We start from the raw sequence: 17102 nt of genomic DNA on the forward strand, positions 1-17102 counted from the left end.
TGCCCCGGATCGGCTCATCATAGCGTCCCAGGAGACTCGATGCCGGCCTAGGCCGCGAGATCCGAGGTTTGGTCGACTTCCGACAGCAACCGGTCGCGGTCCAGGTCCCCCTTGATCGAGCCGTCCAGCACCTCAGAAGGGTGCCAGGCGGTCGGCAGGCGGTCCTTCAATGCGACGCTGATGCCGCGGAGGGCCAGCAGGTGCGAGACGGCGCGGAAGACGAACCAGTAGCCGATCAGATTCGGGCCGGGGAACGGGGCGAGCAGCAGCGATAGGGGCGCCAGCAGCAGGTTTGCCACCAGCCAGATCGTGTGCGAGATTCGCCGACGCCGCAGGTAGGTGTTCCATGCCTGCCTGGCCTCGATCTCGGTCATCGCCGAAGGGTGGTGGATGGCCAGTTCCTGGGCCAGCCGGAGGTTCGTGAGCATCGACTCGTCCGACGGGATCAGCCCGTGCAGCCAGTCCCAGGTCTTCGCAAGTCCTTTGCCAACACCCTTCTTCGACTTGCGGATGGCGTCCCGGGCGGCGCGAAATTTATCCTCCACCCAGCCACGCGCGGCCCCCTTGCGCGACTCGTTCAGGGCCCTCTCTGAGTGGTTGAGCCCTTCGGAGTGGAACGCGGTGCCGACCACTTCGACTCGGTAGACGTAGATCTTCATGCGACCACCTCGACGAAGTTCGGGGCCAACTGTTGCGGGCGATCGACGCGCCCCATTAATACGACGGTTCCATGATCTAGTTCGGCCACGAGTTTCGTTTCTTCGGCTTACAGGTAAGGGAAGAAGAGGCCGGCGGCTCCGTCCCTTAACTTGGCCGGCAGCGACCTCTGCCTGATTGAATCAAGCGTCACGGCTTCGGCCGACTGCTTGTGCGCCGACAAGATCTTGAGCAGTTTCGAGGCCAATTCGGGGCAGTAGCACTCCAGGTTCAGCTCGAAGTTGAGTCGGAGGCTCCGAGGGTCGAGGTTTGCCGAGCCCAGGAAGGTCCACGAGCCGTCGACGACCATCAGCTTGGTATGGTCGAATGGCGGGCTGGTCCACCAGACGCGGCAGCCCCCTTCCAGGACCTGCTCGATCAATGAGGTTGAAGCCCACTTCACGAAGGCCAGATTGTTTTGGGAGGGGAGCAAGATATCGACCTCGACGCCCCTCATGGCGGTGACCTGGAGCGCCGAGATCAGGGCTTCGTCGGGCAGGAAATAGGGGGTCACCAGCAGGACCGATCTCCGGGCCTCACCCAGGCCGCCCAGGATCATGTTCTGGAGCGGGTCGGTGTCGTTGTCGGGCCCGTCCATCACGGCGCGGCTGAAGACGGAGCCTTCCTTCTCCAGTCGAGGGAACCAGCCTTCGCCGCGGAGGATCTCACCGGTCGTGAAGCTCCAGTCGTCGGCGAAGACGCGCTGGAGGGTCTTGACGATCGGGCCCTGGACGCGGAAGTGGAGGTCTCGCTTGAGTTTGGGCGGATCAAGACTCTCCTGGTAATCGGCCAGGATGTTCATCCCGCCCGTGAAAGCGATCGACCCATCGACGACCATGATCTTGCGATGGTTCCGCAGGTTGAAGAACGGCAGTCGCAACGGCGTGGACGTCGGCAGGAAGGCGGCGTGCTTGATGTCGGTCGATTTCAGGACCTTCAGGATCGTCGGCCAGTTGTAGCGAGCCCCGACGTCGTCGACCAGGACGCGGACCTCGACCCCACGGTCGACGGCCCGCTGGAGGGCCCCCACGAATTGCTTGCCGGCGTCGTCGTTGTTGAACAGATACGAGCAGAGCGAGACGGTCCGGGAGGCCCCTTCGATGGCGGCCAGCATGGCCGGATAGGTCTCGTCGCCGCTTTCCAGCGGCTCGATCTGGTTCCCCTGGAGCAGCGGCAGGTTCGTCACGCTGCCGCCCAGATGTTCGAGCGAGCGGAGCTGCCAGTCCTCGGGCGTCTTGGCCGACCTCGGTTCGACCGGCTCGGCCATCTCGGCGAAGTTCTGGACCTTCAGCTTGCGTCTCTGCTGGAGGCTACGCCCCCTCCGGTTAATTCGATTGATGCCGAGCATGACATAAAGGACCGTGCCGATGATCGGCGAGAGCCAGATGAGGCCGATCCAGCTGACCGCCGATCGCGGGTTGCGCTTGGTCAGCAAGACGTGCCCGCTGGCAATGAGACTGACGACGATATCCAGCAGCGTGACGAGAATTCCGAACCACGTTGAGATCTCGAAGCGGATGTTGGGAATTTGGAACACTTCAACCTCACCATCGACAATCAACGCCGCGGCCGGCACCGGCAGTCCGCCTCGAAGGGTCATTCTACAGTAGACCTCCCGCCGTCGCTGTCCTCCGACGCAAACCGAGAAACAAACACGAGATCGGAGGCGCCGGGTTCGTTTCGAAATCTTCGTTCGAGCGATCGGAACGAACCCATCTGCCAGATCGAAATGCCCTATCCCAGACGCAATGTCTTTGTATGCTCGAGAGGCGGACCAATTCGGGAGTGAACACTCACCGACCTAGGTTGAGAAATTCGCGAATCCCTCATGAATACCATCGTTCGAACTGGCGATTTTCTCCCTAGAACTTGAGGAAATTTCCAAACTTTTGCTCAGTCTTGACATAACCACTGATTTAGACATGGCTTAAAACTTTGTCGTTCGGCCGAATCATGCCGCCCCCGCTCTGGCTCTTGCATGGGCGAGCGGGAAGGCTTACTCTCCGACTGTTGTCATTGGAAGGAGCGTGGGCCCCGAGTGTTCCTCGCCGCGAGAATTGCGAGTTCCACCGATGGTGCAGACCGAGGCTACCGACGTTGTCCGGCGGACTTCCTTGGTTCGGTCGATGATCCTCATCGCGATCTTCGCCGCAGACATGGCATTCCTGCGCTCCATCGAAGTTCGGGCGCTTCCCGATCCCGGAATTATGGTGATGGTGATCGTGCTGGAGGTCGGGCTCTGGCGTAAGACGGCTCGACGAGCGCGAATCGTGCCGGAGTGGGTGGGCTTTCAGCTCGCGGGATGGGCTTACGTGGCCGTCCTCGTCATCTATGCCAGGCCGATCAGGCTGTTGTCGGCCCAATTCTTCCTGAGGGTGATTCTGGGCAGCCCGGTCTTCATGGACAACCGGCAGCGCTGGGCCTTCTTCGCGATCTCATGGGGGGGGCAGTTGGCGATCGCGCTGAGCCTGGCCATGCTGGGCGGGTTTATCGCTGGCCGGTTGTGGGAGCTGATCGGGAGCCCTGAATCCATCGAGGCGATCCGGGAGCGAGAGACGCCCCTCGATGCGCTGGGCTGACGGGACCAACCGGAGTTCTGTCGCCGACCGCAGGTCAGGGCCCGGCGATCGGCAACGGAGTCTCATCTCGGTCAGACACGAGCCGGAGGCTCGGACCTCGTCGAGCGGGTCTGCGACGGTTAGACCACGGACCTGCGGAGTCGCCAGAAGGCCAGGGCGAGCAAACCCAGGCCGCCGCTGACGATCGATGAGGGTTCGGGCACGACGGTGGTCGCGATCGTCACCGTGCCGGATCCGCTGCCGTTGGGCAGACCCGCGAACGAATTGATGTCGATGATCGCGGCGTAGGTGCCCGGGATGAGTGACAGGCCGGGGTCTGTATAGACCTGGTCGCCGTAGAAGTTCAGGGTGTTGCCGTCGTCGAAGTTGAGGTCGAAGAGGCCCCCAGGCTCGAGCGGGAAGAATTCGACGCTCGACAGCGTCGTGTTCACCAACGACCCGTCGAGGAAGTACTGGAAATTGAACGCCGTCGAGGTCGGATTCGCATCAAGCGGGTCGGGCACGTCGAAGGAGAAGGACCAGAGGCTACCCGGGGCCGAGTAGTCCGACACCGGTGCGTCGGCGCCCCAGGTCCCCGACCCCGAGATCGTGACGAGGTCGGCCCGGGCGGCCGTTTGCGCGAAGAGCACGCATGCGCATGCCGCGGCGATCGAAAATGCTCTTATTTTCATGTCACAATGTCCCCGAGTTGGGATGGCGGGGCCTCTTCGTGCATCCCGAGATCGATCGAAGCGTATGGGTTCGGGAGAGTATGGGACGGCCTGGAAGGCCCGGTCAACAGATTCCCTAGATAGACATCGATTCGTCCCATTTGGGGGACATATCTTGACACGCAAACGCATAAGCCTGATTAAGCCGGTTGTTCATTTGGGCCCCTGGCAAGGGGGAAGGGCCTTGCCCCAACGGATTCCGCGTGCTGATAATCCCCGTTCAGCTCGGCCGCATCGACCGCCGGCCGACGCATCTCTTCCCCTCCGAAACCGCCGGGAATCGACCGCGGAATCAGTCCGTATCAATGAATGTCTTCGTCAATGCGGCAGGCCGTCCGGCCTCCCGGAAGGCCCGTCGGCACGAGTCAGAGATTCGGAAACGATCGAACACACCCGCTAAGGGTCAGCCGGGGAACACATCATGATGCCTTCAGCTTCGGGCAGGGTGAGTCTGGCGGGTCGAAGATCAACCGGGTCAAAGCGCGGGCGAAGGCCGGGGGTCGAGACGCTCGAGGGGCGGCAGATGCTCGCCGCGGACATCAGCGTCGGCGGCGATCCCATCGTCCACCCCGCCGATTTCCGGATCACGACCTTCGCCAGCGGGCTCAACTATCCGCACGGCTTGCAGGCGCTGCCCGACGGCTCGATGCTCGTGGCCGTGAACAATCCCAATAACGGGGGCGCCAACATCTTCGACTCGACCGGTGCGCTGCTCCGGTTCGTCGACGCGAACGGCGACGGCGTGGCCGACGGCGCGGGCAAAGTCCTCTTCGACGGCTTGCCGGGGCCGGTGACCGCGGTCAAGCAGGTGGGCCACTTCATCGCCGTGACGAGCAGCCCGGCGGGCGGAGAAAAGATCTCGTTCCTGCGTGTGGGCAGCACCCCGGCCGCCCCGTTGAAGCTGGTCGGCAGCATCAATTTCAACTTCGGCGACCCGAGCTGGGAGCACACGACCTTCGCCCTGGCGACACGCCCGACCCCGGGCCAACCGGGGAATTACGACCTCTTCTTCAACATCGGCTCGCAGCTCAATGGTGTGGTGATCGGCAGTAATGGTCAGGTCACGCTCGACGCCAACGGGAACCCGATCCCGCAGCCCACGCTGGGGACGGTGCAGGCCACAGGCCTGCTCTCGGCCACGCTCAATGGGGATGCGATCCACATGGTGACGGTCCGCGACGTGCGGGGCACCCCGCGCCTCGTGAATCTCAGGCAGGTCGCCTCAGGCCTGCGCAACGCGGCGAGCATGTCCGTCGATCCGAAGACGGGCGACCTCTGGCTGGCTGACAATGGGATCGACGGGAACGAAGGCAGCAACGCGGCCTGGAGCACCGACGAGCTCGACAAGGTCCCCGCCGCCGAGATCGGCAAGGTCGTCCAGAATTTCGGATTCCCCTACAGCTACGTGAAGACGGTCGACCATCCGGGTGACCCGGTCACGGTCGTCAACCCGACCTTCGGCGTCCAGCCGGTGATCGCCTTCCAGCCCATCCCCGACGCGGCCGGGACACCGGCCGGTTCCCAGAGTGAAGGGGCCTCGGGCTTCGCGCTCTCACCTTCCGGGTTCCCGGTCGGCCTGAATCAAGGGGTCTTCATCGGGTTCCACGGCAAGTTCAACCAGGGGGGGACTGATAATGAGGAGAATCCGCTCGTCTTTGCCAATCCCATCACGGGTCACTATTTCGACTTCATCAGCAACGACCTGACCAACATCGGCCACCTCGACGAGCTCTTCTCGACCAGCGACTCCCTCTTCGTGGCCGATCTGTCCTCCTCCGGAGATCTCTTCAGCCCGACCGGTGTGGGCGACGGGAAGATTTACCAGATCAAGGCGATCCCACAGCCCAGCATTGTGGCCAGGGCCGCGGCGATCGCCCCAGTCTCGAGTGCAAAGAAGACACCGGTCGCGCCGAAGCTGAACACGTCCGGGATCATCCTCCCGGTCGTTCCTGGCACCGTACCCCCGGCCAAAAGCCAGCCAGTCGCCGTCCGGATTGCGCCGGTCCCGCCGAAGGTCGTGCGCTCGAACGTCTCGACCCAGGTCAAGGACAGGCTGCCTCGCCAGGGGACGACGGACACTGACCTCCCCTGAAGCAAGTCTCGGAAGGACTGCCACACAACGGTTCCCCTGAGTCTCCGGAAGGTCGACGACGACGGGCTCCTCCTCTTTTTTGAGGAGGAGCCCGTCGTTGAATTTCGATCGCGGAACGAGCGAGGAAATGAACTCCTCCGAGTCAGCTCCCCACTTCCTGGTCGGTGGTCACGCGCACTTCCAGGCGGCTCATCAGCTTCTTGAGCATCTCCTCCTTCTGGGTGATGCGCAAGACGTTGTCCAGGATGATCGCCTTATTCTCGCTGGCGACGTGCAGGACCAGGCGGCCCGAGCCGAACATGAAGTGCTCGAAGATGTCGGGCACCTCCTTGTCGAACTTCAGGTTCATGGTCGGGAACCGCTCCAGGTCGCTCCAGGGGCCGTGATGGTGGAGGATCTCGTTGGGCAAGATCTCCCAGTAGTCCAGCCAGCGATACAGGAAGATCGTGCCGTAGATGAAGATCAGGGCCAGCGTGAAGAAGAAGTAGAACTGGGCGTTGGCCGCGACGTAGATGCCGGACATCAGCACGCGGATGGGCGTGAAGAGGTCGAAGTAGGTGGCCAACCAGAGCATCAGGAAGAGGATGGTGGTGATCAGCAGCAGGCCGGCGACCACGGTGAACCTCGGGAAGTCGATGGCCAGCACCAGCAGATTCAGCACGAAGATGCCCAGGAAGAGCAGGGCCAGCATGTTCTGCGGGCTCTTGAAGTCGCGGAAGTCGCGATCCTGGCGCTCTTGCTTGGTGGTCGGCGCGGCCGGCTTGGCGGTGGTCTTCTCGACGACAGTCGTGGTCTTGGTTTCACCCTTGCTGTCGGCCTTGGTGATCGCGCCCGACTCGATCGTCGAGACTGCGGTTGCCGAGGGGGCGTCGACCTCGTCGCCGGTCATCAGCATGCCGATCCAGCAGACCAGGGACATGATGAGGGTCGGGAACAGGAAGATGATCTTCGGATAAGTGAAGATCTTCACGCCCTTCTCGCGGTTGGTCACGACCTTGTTGGCGGGCAAGCCCTTATTGATGGCGGACATGGCGCTGATGCTCTCCGTGGTCGGGCGACGGCCCCGGGCGGAACGCCGGGGCGGAGCGGTCCGGGCGCGTTGGTTCGGTCCGACGACGCCCGGGTCGAAATCGTAACCTTCGCGGCGCAAAGGGGAAAGCCTCACCCCCGCCGATGGGGGTCGTTTCCGCGAGGGGCCCGCGCGCCGCGACCTTATCCAACCATTCGAGGCCTGCGTCTCGATCTTGGATGGGTCCGCCCCCAGGCGACCCGCACGTCACGGGCCGTCGATCGCCGCCAGGCCGGCGCGGACCTCGCCCAGGCCGGGTCGGGACACTTGCTCGAGCACGGCCCCGTCCTTCATGAACACCAGAGTCGGCCAGAGCTTCACCCGGAATGAGCGGCCAAGAGGCCGGCCCGGCCCGTCCTCGACCTTCAGGTGAGTGATTTTCGGATGATCCTCCAGCATCTTTGCCAGCGCGGGGGCAAGCTGCCGGCAGTGGCCGCAGTCGGTGGCGCCAAACTCGACGATCACCGGCCCCTGCATCGCGTCGATCTCGTCACGTTTCGGCTCGGGCTGTTGTTCGCTCATCAATCATTTCCTCGAATCTCGATCGGGATTCGATCGAACCTCGATCATCCGGTACAATGGGGCCTTGGACGCAAACAACGCGCCGGCCCGAGAGTGATCCAATCGTGCAGTATCGACGTCTTACGCCCTTGCTCGTCTCCGCGCTACTGGCCTGCTTGACCCTGATGGGTGCGATTGCGGCCGAGAAGGCGCCTCGCAAGCCCCCCAATATTGTGGTCTTCCTGGCCGACGACATGGGGTTCTCCGACGTCGGCTGTTACGGAGGCGAGATTGCCACGCCCAACCTCGACGCGCTCGCCGCGGGCGGGGTCCGGTTCAGCCAGTTCTACAACACGGCCCGCTGCTGGCCATCAAGGGCCTCGCTGCTGACGGGATATTATGCCCAGCAGGTGAACCGCGATCCGATGGCCAATCGACCGAAGTGGGCGGCACTGCTCCCGCAACTGCTCCAGCCGGCCGGCTATCGGTCGTATCAGACGGGCAAGTGGCACGTCGATGGGCCCGTGCTGGCCGGCGGGTTTTCTCGGTCATACGAGCTGCTCGACCACAACCGGAACTTCAACCCGAGGCAGCACAACCTCGACGATACGCCCCTGCCGCCCGTCCCCCCCGGCACCGATTACTACACAACCACGGCCGTCGCCGGGCACGCCCTTGAGTTCCTCGACGAGCACGAAACGAAACACAAGGCCGACCCGTTCTTCCTCTATGTCGCGTTCACCACCCCGCACTTCCCGGTGCAGGCCCCCGAGGCCGACATCGCCCGATACCGGGGCAAGTACAGCGATGGCTGGGACTCGGCCCGCGAACGTCGCCTGAAACGGATGCGCGAACTCGGAATTTATGACGGGACCCTCTCGACACGCGACCCCCTGACCATCCCCCCCGGCAACAAGCCCAACGCCCTGACGGCCAAGATCGGCCCAGGCGAAGTCGGCCACGCCGTGGCCTGGGACACACTGTCCGACGAGCAGAAGGCGTTCCAGGCCGAGAAAATGGCGATCCACGCGGCGATGGTCGACCGGATGGACCGCGAGATCGGCCGCGTGCTCGACCGCCTGAAGGCGCAGGGGCACGAGGAAGACACGATCGTGCTGTTCGCCTCGGACAACGGAGCCAGCGCGGAAGAACTCATCCGCGGCGACGGCCACGATCCCGCGGCGCCCGCCGGTTCGGCCGGCAGCTTCCTCTGCCTCGGCCCGGGATGGTCCACGGCATCCAACGCCCCGTTCCGACTGCACAAGATGTGGAACCACGAAGGGGGGATCTCCACCCCCCTGATCGTGCGCTGGCCCGCCGGAATCCCGGCCCGGGGCGAGATCCGCCGCAGCCCCGGCCACCTGGTCGACTTCGCGCCGACGTTCCTCGACCTGGCAGGCCTGAAGGCCCCCAAGACCTGGTCAGGCGAGCCCAGGCCCGAATTCCCCGGCAAAAGCCTGGTTCCTTCACTGGTCGACAACACCCCGATCGAGCGCGACTTCCTCTTCTTCAAGCACGCGGGCAACCGCGCCCTGCGAGCCGGCAACTGGAAGATCGTAGCGGCCGGCCCGAACTCTCCCTGGGAGCTGTACAACCTGGCCGTCGACCGTGGCGAGACCACCAACCTGGCCGCCGCCCATCGCAATCAGGTGCAGCAGATGTCCGATACCTGGGCCAAGGCCGATCTCCAATACACCGCGCAGGGGGCTACGGGGGGTTCTACACCGGTCAAAGCGAGGACCGCTCCCGATCGTTAGCGGACAAACGGTCGAGCGACGATTTGATCGCGACGGGACGAATCGGACCTCGATGGGACGGGATGGCCGGGACCTGGGCTCGGGGGCGATGACTCAAAGGCCACACGCGAGATCGATCAGTTGTTTAATGCTTTTGCATTTGTGAATATCAGCAACTGATGCTTCCTTGCCCGCCCGGTCGATCAGCGCGAGAATGCTCATGATCTCGATCGAGTCCCAGGTCTTGGGGGAGATGGCCAGGTCCTCCGTCAGCGAGTCGTCTTCGAGGATCTTGCGGATGCCGTCGAGGCATTGGGGACGTTCCATCGGCGATCGCTCCTCGAATATCAGGGAATTCTGATCAGGGTCGCGGCCCACGAGTAGCCGACGCCGAACCCGACAAGCATGACCCGGTCGCCCGGTCGCACCTCGCCCCGGGCCGTGGCCCGCTCCAGGGCGATCGGGATGCTGGAGGAGACCGTATTGCCGGTGTCCTCCATGTCGATTGCAAACTTCGCGGGGGGGATGTCTAGCTTGTCACGCAGCCGCTCCAACATGAATTTGTTGGCCTGGTGGAAGAGGAAATAATCGACATCCGCGATGCCGAGGCCGGACCTTGCCAGGAGTCCATTCACCGCGGCCGGCACCGAACGCAGGGCGAAGGCAAACACCTCGGCACCGTTCATGGACAAGTTCTCGTCGGATCGGAAATTGCCGGCATCGTCGGACCTCTCGATGCTCGTCTCACGAGTGGCCGGGCATCTCATCCCCCCGGCCCTCACGATCAGGTTCGGGGCGCCACCGCCGTCGGTGCCGAAGAGGAACGGGCCGATCGATTCTTCGTCGTCCGACTCAGTGCTTTGCGCGATGAGGGTCGCCGCGGCCCCGTCGCCGAAGATCGACCGCGTGCTGCGGTCCCTCGGGTTGATGAACTTCGAATAGGTGTCCGAGGTGATCAGCAGGACATTCTCGGCGACACGACTCTCCACGAGCCCTTTCGCCACCGCCAGGCCGTAGAGATACCCGGAACAACCCTGGTTGATGTCGACCGCCGCGCAACTCTCCCGGAGGTTCAGGCCCGCGTGGGCGAGGCATGCGGTCGTCGGCAGGAAGTGGTCCGGGCTCTGGGTGCAGAAGAGGAGGAAGTCGACATCTCGCGGGTCGCATGCACCCGCTGCAAACAAGGCCTTCGCCGCGGCGATGCCGAGGTCCGAGGAGCACTCATCGCGGGCCGCGATCCTCCTCGCGGCGATGCCCGTCTTGGACCTGATCTTGTCCCCGTCCCAATCCCCGAATTCGCGGACGAGCTGCTCGTTCGTCAGCGAATACTCGGGGAGATGAGAGGCGACCTGCTTAATCGCGGCTCGAATCCGGCCCATCGCTGGCGCTCCTCTCGTCGTGTCGCACCGGAAGATCCGGGTCGACGGCCCCCGCCAACTCAGTCAGCGAGCGGAGATAAATCTCCAGGAATTGCAGGGCCGCCCGGCGGTCGAACAAGGCCCTGCGATAGCGGAGGGCGAGATGGATCCGGCCCCTGAGGAATGCGGCATCCATGCCGAGTCCCATGGGCATCGTGACGGGCGGCGAGGCCCAGAACTCCGTCAGGTCGCCGGCGCCCGGGCCGAAGCCGGAAATCTTCCGATCGATCCGGCCCATGTTCGCGAACAGCATCGAATCCACGGGCCCCTTGATCGAAACGGGGACGACCCGCGGCGTGTACAGGATCATCGGCAGGATGGTGTTCGAGATCAGCCAGCGCACCCATTCCGGTCGGCCCAGGAATCTGGAGAATCCAGGGCCGGAGCGGATTCGATTCATCTGCGAGGTGACCGCCGCGACGAGTGCCCTGTGGTCCGCCCGGTCGTTGGGCGTGGTCGCATTTCGATCGACGATGACGACCATCGAGGCCACCTCGTTGCTCCATTCGATGGGCCTGAGATTGACCGGGACCAGGATCGAGATCCGGTGGCTGTCCCCGCCGCACACCCGGTTCCAGCGCTCGATTGTCAGGTGCAGACCTGCCAGGAGCAGGTCATTGACGGTCGTGTCGCGCCCGTACACGCTCGGATCGAAGCGGTCGCATTGTTCCGCCGAGATGACCTGGTGAACGATCCCGAAGCCGGGCTCGTCTCGGTCCACGACGCGGGCGACCCCTGAGACGATGCCAGACGAGGTTTGAGGGGCGACCTCGACGCTGGTGGTCGGCGCGCACTCGGGCACGAAGGCGCTGAGATCGCGCACGGACAACGGGTCGACCTCGGGCACGGGATCGGCCCGTCCTGCGTACGCTCGCGCCACCGAGTTGACCCAGCGGATGGCCCCGATCCCATCCATCAGCGAATGATGAATGTTGAAGAGCAGGCTGTCGCCTCCGAGGCGGTGGACCAGCAGGGCGCGGATCGCGGGCGCCTTCCTCAGATCCGGGAGGCTGCTGTAGAACTCGTCGCGGAGCGAGTTCAGTGCCTCCTCGTTGTCAATGACCTCGGAACAAACTACACCTTCCGCGCCGACGCGGCCGATCGCCCAGCGAGGTGCCCGGGCCAAAAACCGCCCGGAGACGAGCCGGGCGCGAGACATGGGGTGCTTCGCCAGCGCGGCGGCGATGGCATCATTAAGCCTAAGCTCGCAGATCGATCCCGAGACGCGGACCTCGAACTGCATACTTTGCGGCTCGTCGGGGAGATTCGGGGCGAAGATCTCCTCCCCGGGGCTCATCGGGAATGGCTTCACGCGGGTCCGATCGCCGGGCCTATCCTCGGGCGGCCCACCTGCCGGGCTCAATGCGGGGATGGGCCTGATCCTCTCTTCCTGAAGCATGGATTCCCCCGGTGGTCGCGGGCACCGACTGATCGACTGGCGTCGGCTCAGGATGGGTCGTGACGGCTACTGGGCGGTAAATCCCCCGTCGACGACCAATGTCGTGCCGGTGATCCATCGGCCGGTCTCGGCGAGTAGGAACGCGATCGCGTTGGCCACGTCGACCGGCTCTCCGAGGCCGAGCGGGTGCAATAACTCGACGGCGGATCGCTGGCCCTCGTCGAGGTTCTTCAGGATACGGTCGGTCATCGCTGTCTTGACGAGTGAAGGGGCGACGCAATTTACGCGGATGTTCTCGCGAGCCATCTCCATCGCTGCCGACTTGGTGAAGGCGATCAATGCCCCCTTCGTCGCGGCGTAAGCCGAGACTCCGGGTTGACCAGTCAGTCCGGTGATCGACGCGAGCAGCACGACGCTCGAGGGTCGGCTGGCGACCCCTTTCTGACGGAACCCGCGGACGAGCTGGACGGCCGCAGCGACGTTGATCCGCCAGAGACCGTCGAGTTCCCCGGGCTCGAGCATCCGGATCGGGACAATCGAATGAAGGCCCGCCGCGTGGACAAGGCCATTCAGGCCACCCACTCGCCTCCCCAGCTCCTTGACCCAACCCATGATCGGCTCGGGCTCGGAGAGGTCATGCGACTCGATGATGTGCCCCGCTCCGGCCAGCCGGAGGGCCGTCTCTTCGAGGCGTGCTCGGTCGCGCGCGATCAAGATGAGTCGCGCCCCCAACTGGCTGAGCAGCACGGCCGTCTCGCGGCCGATCCCCGAGGACGCCCCAGTCACCAGGACGGTCCGACCGCTGAGATCCATGGGATTGACGATGGTCATCCGGAACACCCGCGAAAGGACAACAACCGGGATGCGCCGCCAGGTCCGACACCTCGGTCGCCCTGGGACTTGTGATCGATCTTACTCTAGTCGTGCCTCGTGACAAAGCGGCGGCCGTGTTCGGTTCATACTTTGTTTGGAATCGACTCCTGAACCTACGAACTACGCGGCATGTCCGCCTCAAAGCGAAGGCATAGACCGGGCGAATCCGAGGCCCCGAACCTTCGAGAGGCCGACCGATCCTCGGTCGTCGATGAAAGACATCCTTTCTTGTTATATTAATGATCTAATTACATAGCTAAGTTCCAATCGGGAGCAGGAGCCGGACTTCTCGATCTCGGACGTCGATCTGCGCCAAACTCCGACGCTCGATTTCGATCACTGGAGGCGTGCAGCCGTGTATTGCCGTCAATTCCGATCTGGAAGGCGGCCGATGAAGGCGGACGGGATTCCCGACGTCGCCAGGTCGTGGCAACCTCGCAAGACGCCCGTGACACGTTCCGAAGGTGGAGACCGAGGGCCGAGGGCAAATGCCTCGAAACACGCTTCAACCGCGAACGGCACCCGTCCCGTCCGGGCTTCCGGATTAATCCCGCCGCCGCAGCAGGGACAGGTAGAACTGGAGGACGTTGCCGGGTAGAGTACTCTCTCCTCATCGTGAACCGCCGGCTCAGAGATCGGCTCAGAAGCGACATCGATCGGGCGAGTTTGCAGGTGAGTATAGACGCAAGCTTCTGAATAGGAATGACTTGCGTCAATCGGAGAGGTGACAGAGCGGCCGATTGTGCGGCACTGGAAATGCCGTGTACCGAAAGGTACCGAGGGTTCGAATCCCTCCCTCTCCGCTTGAGATTCCCCCGTTGAGATCCTCCCGTCGCCGGTATCGAGACGCGGAATCGCGAATCGAAGCCACGGCGATGAAAGCGTCTGGGTTATCCGACTGGTCAAGGGTCGGAAAGAACGATCCAAACGTGGGGAAGATCGATCGGGGACGGGCCAGGCGCACCGAGATTCGATCGCGAAGGCAGATCGAGAATCTCGACAGAGATCGCCAGAGGCCGCAGGAATTCTCGTGCCCCAGGCTTGAAGGTTGGGCACGAAAACAGAGTCTCTGAGACTCGTCCCAATTCGAGTGGGCCTAGGTCAGTTGCGCCGTTCCCTCGCCCACACTGGGAGGGGGCCGCGAGGTTATACGCTACCTGGTCATCAGTCCACTCCGAATCGCGTCCGTTGCACCGACCGCCAGTGACGGGCCAATTCGGGAGATGTGCCCCTCGAGCACACGCTATCTGAGGGGCGAAGCAACTCCCCCGCACTGCGGAGGGATTGTTACGCGCAGTTGCATTCGATTCCTAAGGACAAAGGAACGACCGAGCGATTCCATGCGAGACGTTCTCAGTCCAGTCTTCCGCCAAGGACCCAGAAGGGAAGAGCAGGGGGGAGCGAACTGACCTCCACCTGGGGCGTCGCGAACGGTAGATCGTCACGTAAGAGCGTAATTGCCGCCGTGACAAAGAACATGAGACGAAGACGGCCACAGTAAGCTGAGATTTCCGCCGTAGAATGGTCAAACTCCGAACGAGAATGTGCAACTCCGTGAGGCTTCGGGATAACAACTGGACAGGGCGCCATATAGAGGAAGGAAAACAGCGAAAGGGGCCGAATTAATTACGAAGCGAGACGAAAGTGTTGACTGTCCGTGAAGCTCGGGTAATATCCCCCTTGTCGCCAGTGACGAGACGCGGAGACGCGAAACGACACGAAGGGTGACTCAAACGTCCGGTTCACTCGAGTCCGCGGTCAGGCCTCTCGGGGCAAAGATCGCAAGACCCGACGGGTGGATCATTCAAGACGTGGCCCGGTCGAGACGACGGGGCCGAAAAAATCGGGGTTGACGCCTGACGGGGCCACGCGATACAGTGGCCCCTCCTGACGCGAAACGCTGCGGAAACGCGGTGACGCGGATGCGGGTGTCGAAGGTGGCCGGGGGGTTCGAGGGGCGTGCAGACGCCCGGAGACGACCCGGTCGCGACGGGCGGCGAGCGATCGCGGCCCCGGTATCGACTGTTCGGTTCGAGTCGGTTCTTTGACAATTCGGTCGATCGAGAAGACAGTCCACATGAGTGGACCCTTGAGGGAAGCCGATGCGAGTCGTCGCACTCATCGGGACGGGGGGCTCTTCGGAGTCGCTCGGACGGATGATGCGGGCGGACTCAGCTCCGGCCGGGGGGGTTAAAGCCCTTGGCTGGTGCGACCAAGTTTTTTTCCTCGACCCAGAGGAATGGTTCGGAGGAGGAGTGCGGGACGGGGATTTATTCCCGGACTACGCTTCTCTTATCTCGACCTCATCTCGAAGGGTTTGATCCTGGCTCAGAATGAACGTTGGCGGCGTGGATTAGGCATGCAAGTCGTACGCACCGCAAGGTGAGTGGCGCAAGGGTGAGTAAGGCGACGGTAACCAACCCCATGGTTGGGCATAGCCGGGAGAAATCCCGGGTAATTCCCAGCGACGTCGCGGGGAGGCATTTCCCCGCGACCAAAGGTGCGATTCCGCCGTGGGACGGGCCGTCGTGGTATTAGGTAGTTGGCGGGGTAACGGCCCACCAAGCCTTCGATGCCTACCGGGCGTGCGAGCGTGGCCCGGCACACTGGGACTGAGACACTGCCCAGACTCCTACGGGAGGCTGCAGTCGAGAATCTTCGGCAATGGGCGCAAGCCTGACCGAGCGACGCCGCGTGGAGGATGAAGGCCTTCGGGTTGTAAACTCCTGTCGAGGGGGAGGAAGGGGCGGCGCAGAGCCGTCCTTGACCGATCCCTGGAGGAAGCACGGGCTAAGTTCGTGCCAGCAGCCGCGGTAAGACGAACCGTGCGAACGTTATTCGGAATCACTGGGCTTAAAGAGCGCGTAGGCGGATTGCCGCGTCGGAGTCTGAAATCCCCCGGCTCAACCGGGGAACTGGATCCGAAACGGGCAGTCTTGAGGGACGTAGGGGGGGCTGGAACTTCCGGTGGAGCGGTGAAATGCGTTGAGATCGGAAGGAACGCCCGTGGCGAAAGCGAGCCCCTGGACGTCTACTGACGCTGAGGCGCGAAAGCTAGGGGAGCGAACGGGATTAGATACCCCGGTAGTCCTAGCCGTAAACGATGGACACTGGGTAGGGGGCTCGCCGATGGGCTCCCTGCCGCAGGGAAACCGTGAAGTGTCCCGCCTGGGGAGTATGGTCGCAAGGCTGAAACTCAAAGGAATTGACGGGGGCTCACACAAGCGGTGGAGTATGTGGCTTAATTCGAGGCTACGCGCAAAACCTTATCCCAGGCTTGACATGCACGGATTAGCCGGCGGAAACGTCGGTGAGGCCGCAAGGTACAACGTGCACAGGTGCTGCATGGCTGTCGTCAGCTCGTGCCGTGAGGTGTTGGGTTAAGTCCCCTAACGAGCGAAACCCCTGTGTCCAGTTGCCAACGCGTCATGGCGGGGACTCTGGACAGACCGCCGGCGTTAAGCCGGAGGAAGGCGGGGATGACGTCAAGTCCTCATGGCCCTTATGCCTGGGGCTGCACACGTACTACAATGGGTCGGACAGAGCGAAGCCAACCGGCAACGGTGCGCCAATCGCAAAAACCGCCCCCCAGTTCGGATTGCGGGCTGCAACCCGCCCGCATGAAGCCGGAATCGCTAGTAATCGCGGATCAGCATGCCGCGGTGAATGTGTTCCTGAGCCTTGTACACACCGCCCGTCAAGCCACCAAAGCGGGGGGCATCCGAAGTCGCCGGAGCCGCAAGGCAGGCGCCGAAGATGAAACCCGTGATGGGGACTAAGTCGTAACAAGGTAACCGTAGGGGAACCTGCGGTTGGATCACCTCCTTTCTAAGGATGTCTCCAAGTTATCGGCACCGCCCGCAACCGCGGCGGCACGCGTCGGCTTCCCTCAGAGGTTCACACGCTGGATCTGTCTTCTCGCTCGATCGATCACCGCGCGGATAGTCGCCGGCCGGGTTCGTCCCGTCCGGCGATTGTTCACTCGGATGGTTTGGGGATTCGGTCCCCCCCCCCTGCTTCACCGGGCGG

General features: G+C 63.2%; 12 protein-coding genes, 1 tRNA gene and 1 rRNA gene. 5 read left to right on the forward strand and 9 right to left on the reverse strand.

Annotated elements, in window-relative coordinates:
• Positions 1–47: 47 nt before the first annotated feature.
• Positions 48–659, reverse strand: coding sequence for a hypothetical protein (locus EP7_RS06150; protein ID WP_463526868.1), 612 nt, complete (start codon positions 657–659; stop codon positions 48–50).
• A 107-nt stretch (positions 660–766) separates the two neighbouring features.
• Entirely contained in the window at positions 767–2296 is a 1530-nt protein-coding gene (locus tag EP7_RS06155; RefSeq protein ID WP_463526869.1) for a phospholipase D-like domain-containing protein, read from the reverse strand.
• A gap of 472 nt (positions 2297–2768) precedes the next feature.
• Here EP7_RS06155 and EP7_RS06160 point away from each other — a divergent pair, with 472 nt between their 5' ends.
• Entirely contained in the window at positions 2769–3275 is a 507-nt protein-coding gene (locus tag EP7_RS06160; RefSeq protein ID WP_463526870.1) for a hypothetical protein, read from the forward strand.
• A gap of 119 nt (positions 3276–3394) precedes the next feature.
• Here EP7_RS06160 and EP7_RS06165 read toward each other — a convergent pair whose 3' ends face one another.
• On the reverse strand, positions 3395–3904 hold the full coding sequence (locus EP7_RS06165) for a PEP-CTERM sorting domain-containing protein (RefSeq protein WP_463526871.1): 510 nt from the start codon (positions 3902–3904) through the stop codon (positions 3395–3397).
• Between the two features lie 604 nt (positions 3905–4508).
• Between EP7_RS06165 and EP7_RS06170 the strand changes: the two genes are divergently transcribed.
• Positions 4509–6077: a PQQ-dependent sugar dehydrogenase family protein gene (locus EP7_RS06170; protein ID WP_463526872.1), complete on the forward strand. Its 1569-nt coding sequence runs from the start codon at positions 4509–4511 to the stop codon at positions 6075–6077.
• Positions 6078–6219: 142 nt separating this feature from the next.
• On the opposite strand, the gene EP7_RS06175 is transcribed toward EP7_RS06170, so the two are convergent.
• Positions 6220–7107: a hypothetical protein gene (locus EP7_RS06175; protein ID WP_463526873.1), complete on the reverse strand. Its 888-nt coding sequence runs from the start codon at positions 7105–7107 to the stop codon at positions 6220–6222.
• Positions 7108–7353: 246 nt separating this feature from the next.
• Positions 7354–7668, reverse strand: a complete 315-nt coding sequence (locus EP7_RS06180) for a thioredoxin family protein (protein ID WP_463526874.1) — start codon at positions 7666–7668, stop codon at positions 7354–7356.
• A gap of 104 nt (positions 7669–7772) precedes the next feature.
• Between EP7_RS06180 and EP7_RS06185 the strand changes: the two genes are divergently transcribed.
• Positions 7773–9404: an arylsulfatase gene (locus tag EP7_RS06185; RefSeq protein WP_463526875.1), complete on the forward strand. Its 1632-nt coding sequence runs from the start codon at positions 7773–7775 to the stop codon at positions 9402–9404.
• Positions 9405–9497: 93 nt separating this feature from the next.
• Here the strand turns inward: EP7_RS06185 and EP7_RS06190 are convergent, their stop codons facing one another.
• From EP7_RS06190 to EP7_RS06205, 4 genes are all read right to left on the reverse strand, one after another.
• On the reverse strand, positions 9498–9710 hold the full coding sequence (locus EP7_RS06190; RefSeq protein WP_463526876.1) for a hypothetical protein: 213 nt from the start codon (positions 9708–9710) through the stop codon (positions 9498–9500).
• Positions 9711–9730: 20 nt separating this feature from the next.
• Positions 9731–10762: a 3-oxoacyl-ACP synthase III family protein gene (locus EP7_RS06195; protein WP_463526877.1), complete on the reverse strand. Its 1032-nt coding sequence runs from the start codon at positions 10760–10762 to the stop codon at positions 9731–9733.
• Positions 10737–12098 carry a hypothetical protein gene (locus EP7_RS06200; protein WP_463526878.1) on the reverse strand — a complete coding sequence of 454 codons (1362 nt, stop codon included), beginning with the start codon at positions 12096–12098 and terminating at the stop codon, positions 10737–10739. The genes EP7_RS06195 and EP7_RS06200 overlap by 26 nt, the downstream gene beginning before the upstream one ends.
• Positions 12099–12266: 168 nt before the next feature.
• Positions 12267–13031: an SDR family NAD(P)-dependent oxidoreductase gene (locus EP7_RS06205; RefSeq protein WP_463526879.1), complete on the reverse strand. Its 765-nt coding sequence runs from the start codon at positions 13029–13031 to the stop codon at positions 12267–12269.
• 760 nt (positions 13032–13791) lie between these two features.
• On the opposite strand from EP7_RS06205, the gene EP7_RS06210 reads away from it, so the two are divergent.
• Both EP7_RS06210 and EP7_RS06215 read left to right on the forward strand, forming a co-directional pair.
• A tRNA-Ser gene (locus EP7_RS06210) sits at positions 13792–13876 on the forward strand.
• Positions 13877–15378: 1502 nt separating this feature from the next.
• A 16S ribosomal RNA gene (locus tag EP7_RS06215) occupies positions 15379–16901 on the forward strand.
• The last annotated feature ends 201 nt before the right edge of the window (positions 16902–17102 follow it).

Source organism: Isosphaeraceae bacterium EP7, assembly GCA_038400315.1.
Classification (GTDB): Bacteria; Planctomycetota; Planctomycetia; order Isosphaerales; family Isosphaeraceae; genus EP7.

Coding starts and splice junctions, on each gene's coding strand:
- EP7_RS06205 (WP_463526879.1), bottom strand. CDS start 13,031: ATGACCATCGTCAATCCCATGGATCTCAGCGGTCGGACCGTCCTGGTG.
- EP7_RS06195 (WP_463526877.1), bottom strand. CDS start 10,762: ATGGGCCGGATTCGAGCCGCGATTAAGCAGGTCGCCTCTCATCTCCCC.
- EP7_RS06200 (WP_463526878.1), bottom strand. CDS start 12,098: ATGAGCCCCGGGGAGGAGATCTTCGCCCCGAATCTCCCCGACGAGCCG.
- EP7_RS06150 (WP_463526868.1), bottom strand. CDS start 659: ATGAAGATCTACGTCTACCGAGTCGAAGTGGTCGGCACCGCGTTCCAC.
- EP7_RS06155 (WP_463526869.1), bottom strand. CDS start 2,296: ATGACCCTTCGAGGCGGACTGCCGGTGCCGGCCGCGGCGTTGATTGTC.
- EP7_RS06180 (WP_463526874.1), bottom strand. CDS start 7,668: ATGAGCGAACAACAGCCCGAGCCGAAACGTGACGAGATCGACGCGATG.
- EP7_RS06170 (WP_463526872.1), top strand. CDS start 4,509: ATGCTCGCCGCGGACATCAGCGTCGGCGGCGATCCCATCGTCCACCCC.
- EP7_RS06190 (WP_463526876.1), bottom strand. CDS start 9,710: ATGGAACGTCCCCAATGCCTCGACGGCATCCGCAAGATCCTCGAAGAC.
- EP7_RS06160 (WP_463526870.1), top strand. CDS start 2,769: ATGGTGCAGACCGAGGCTACCGACGTTGTCCGGCGGACTTCCTTGGTT.
- EP7_RS06175 (WP_463526873.1), bottom strand. CDS start 7,107: ATGTCCGCCATCAATAAGGGCTTGCCCGCCAACAAGGTCGTGACCAAC.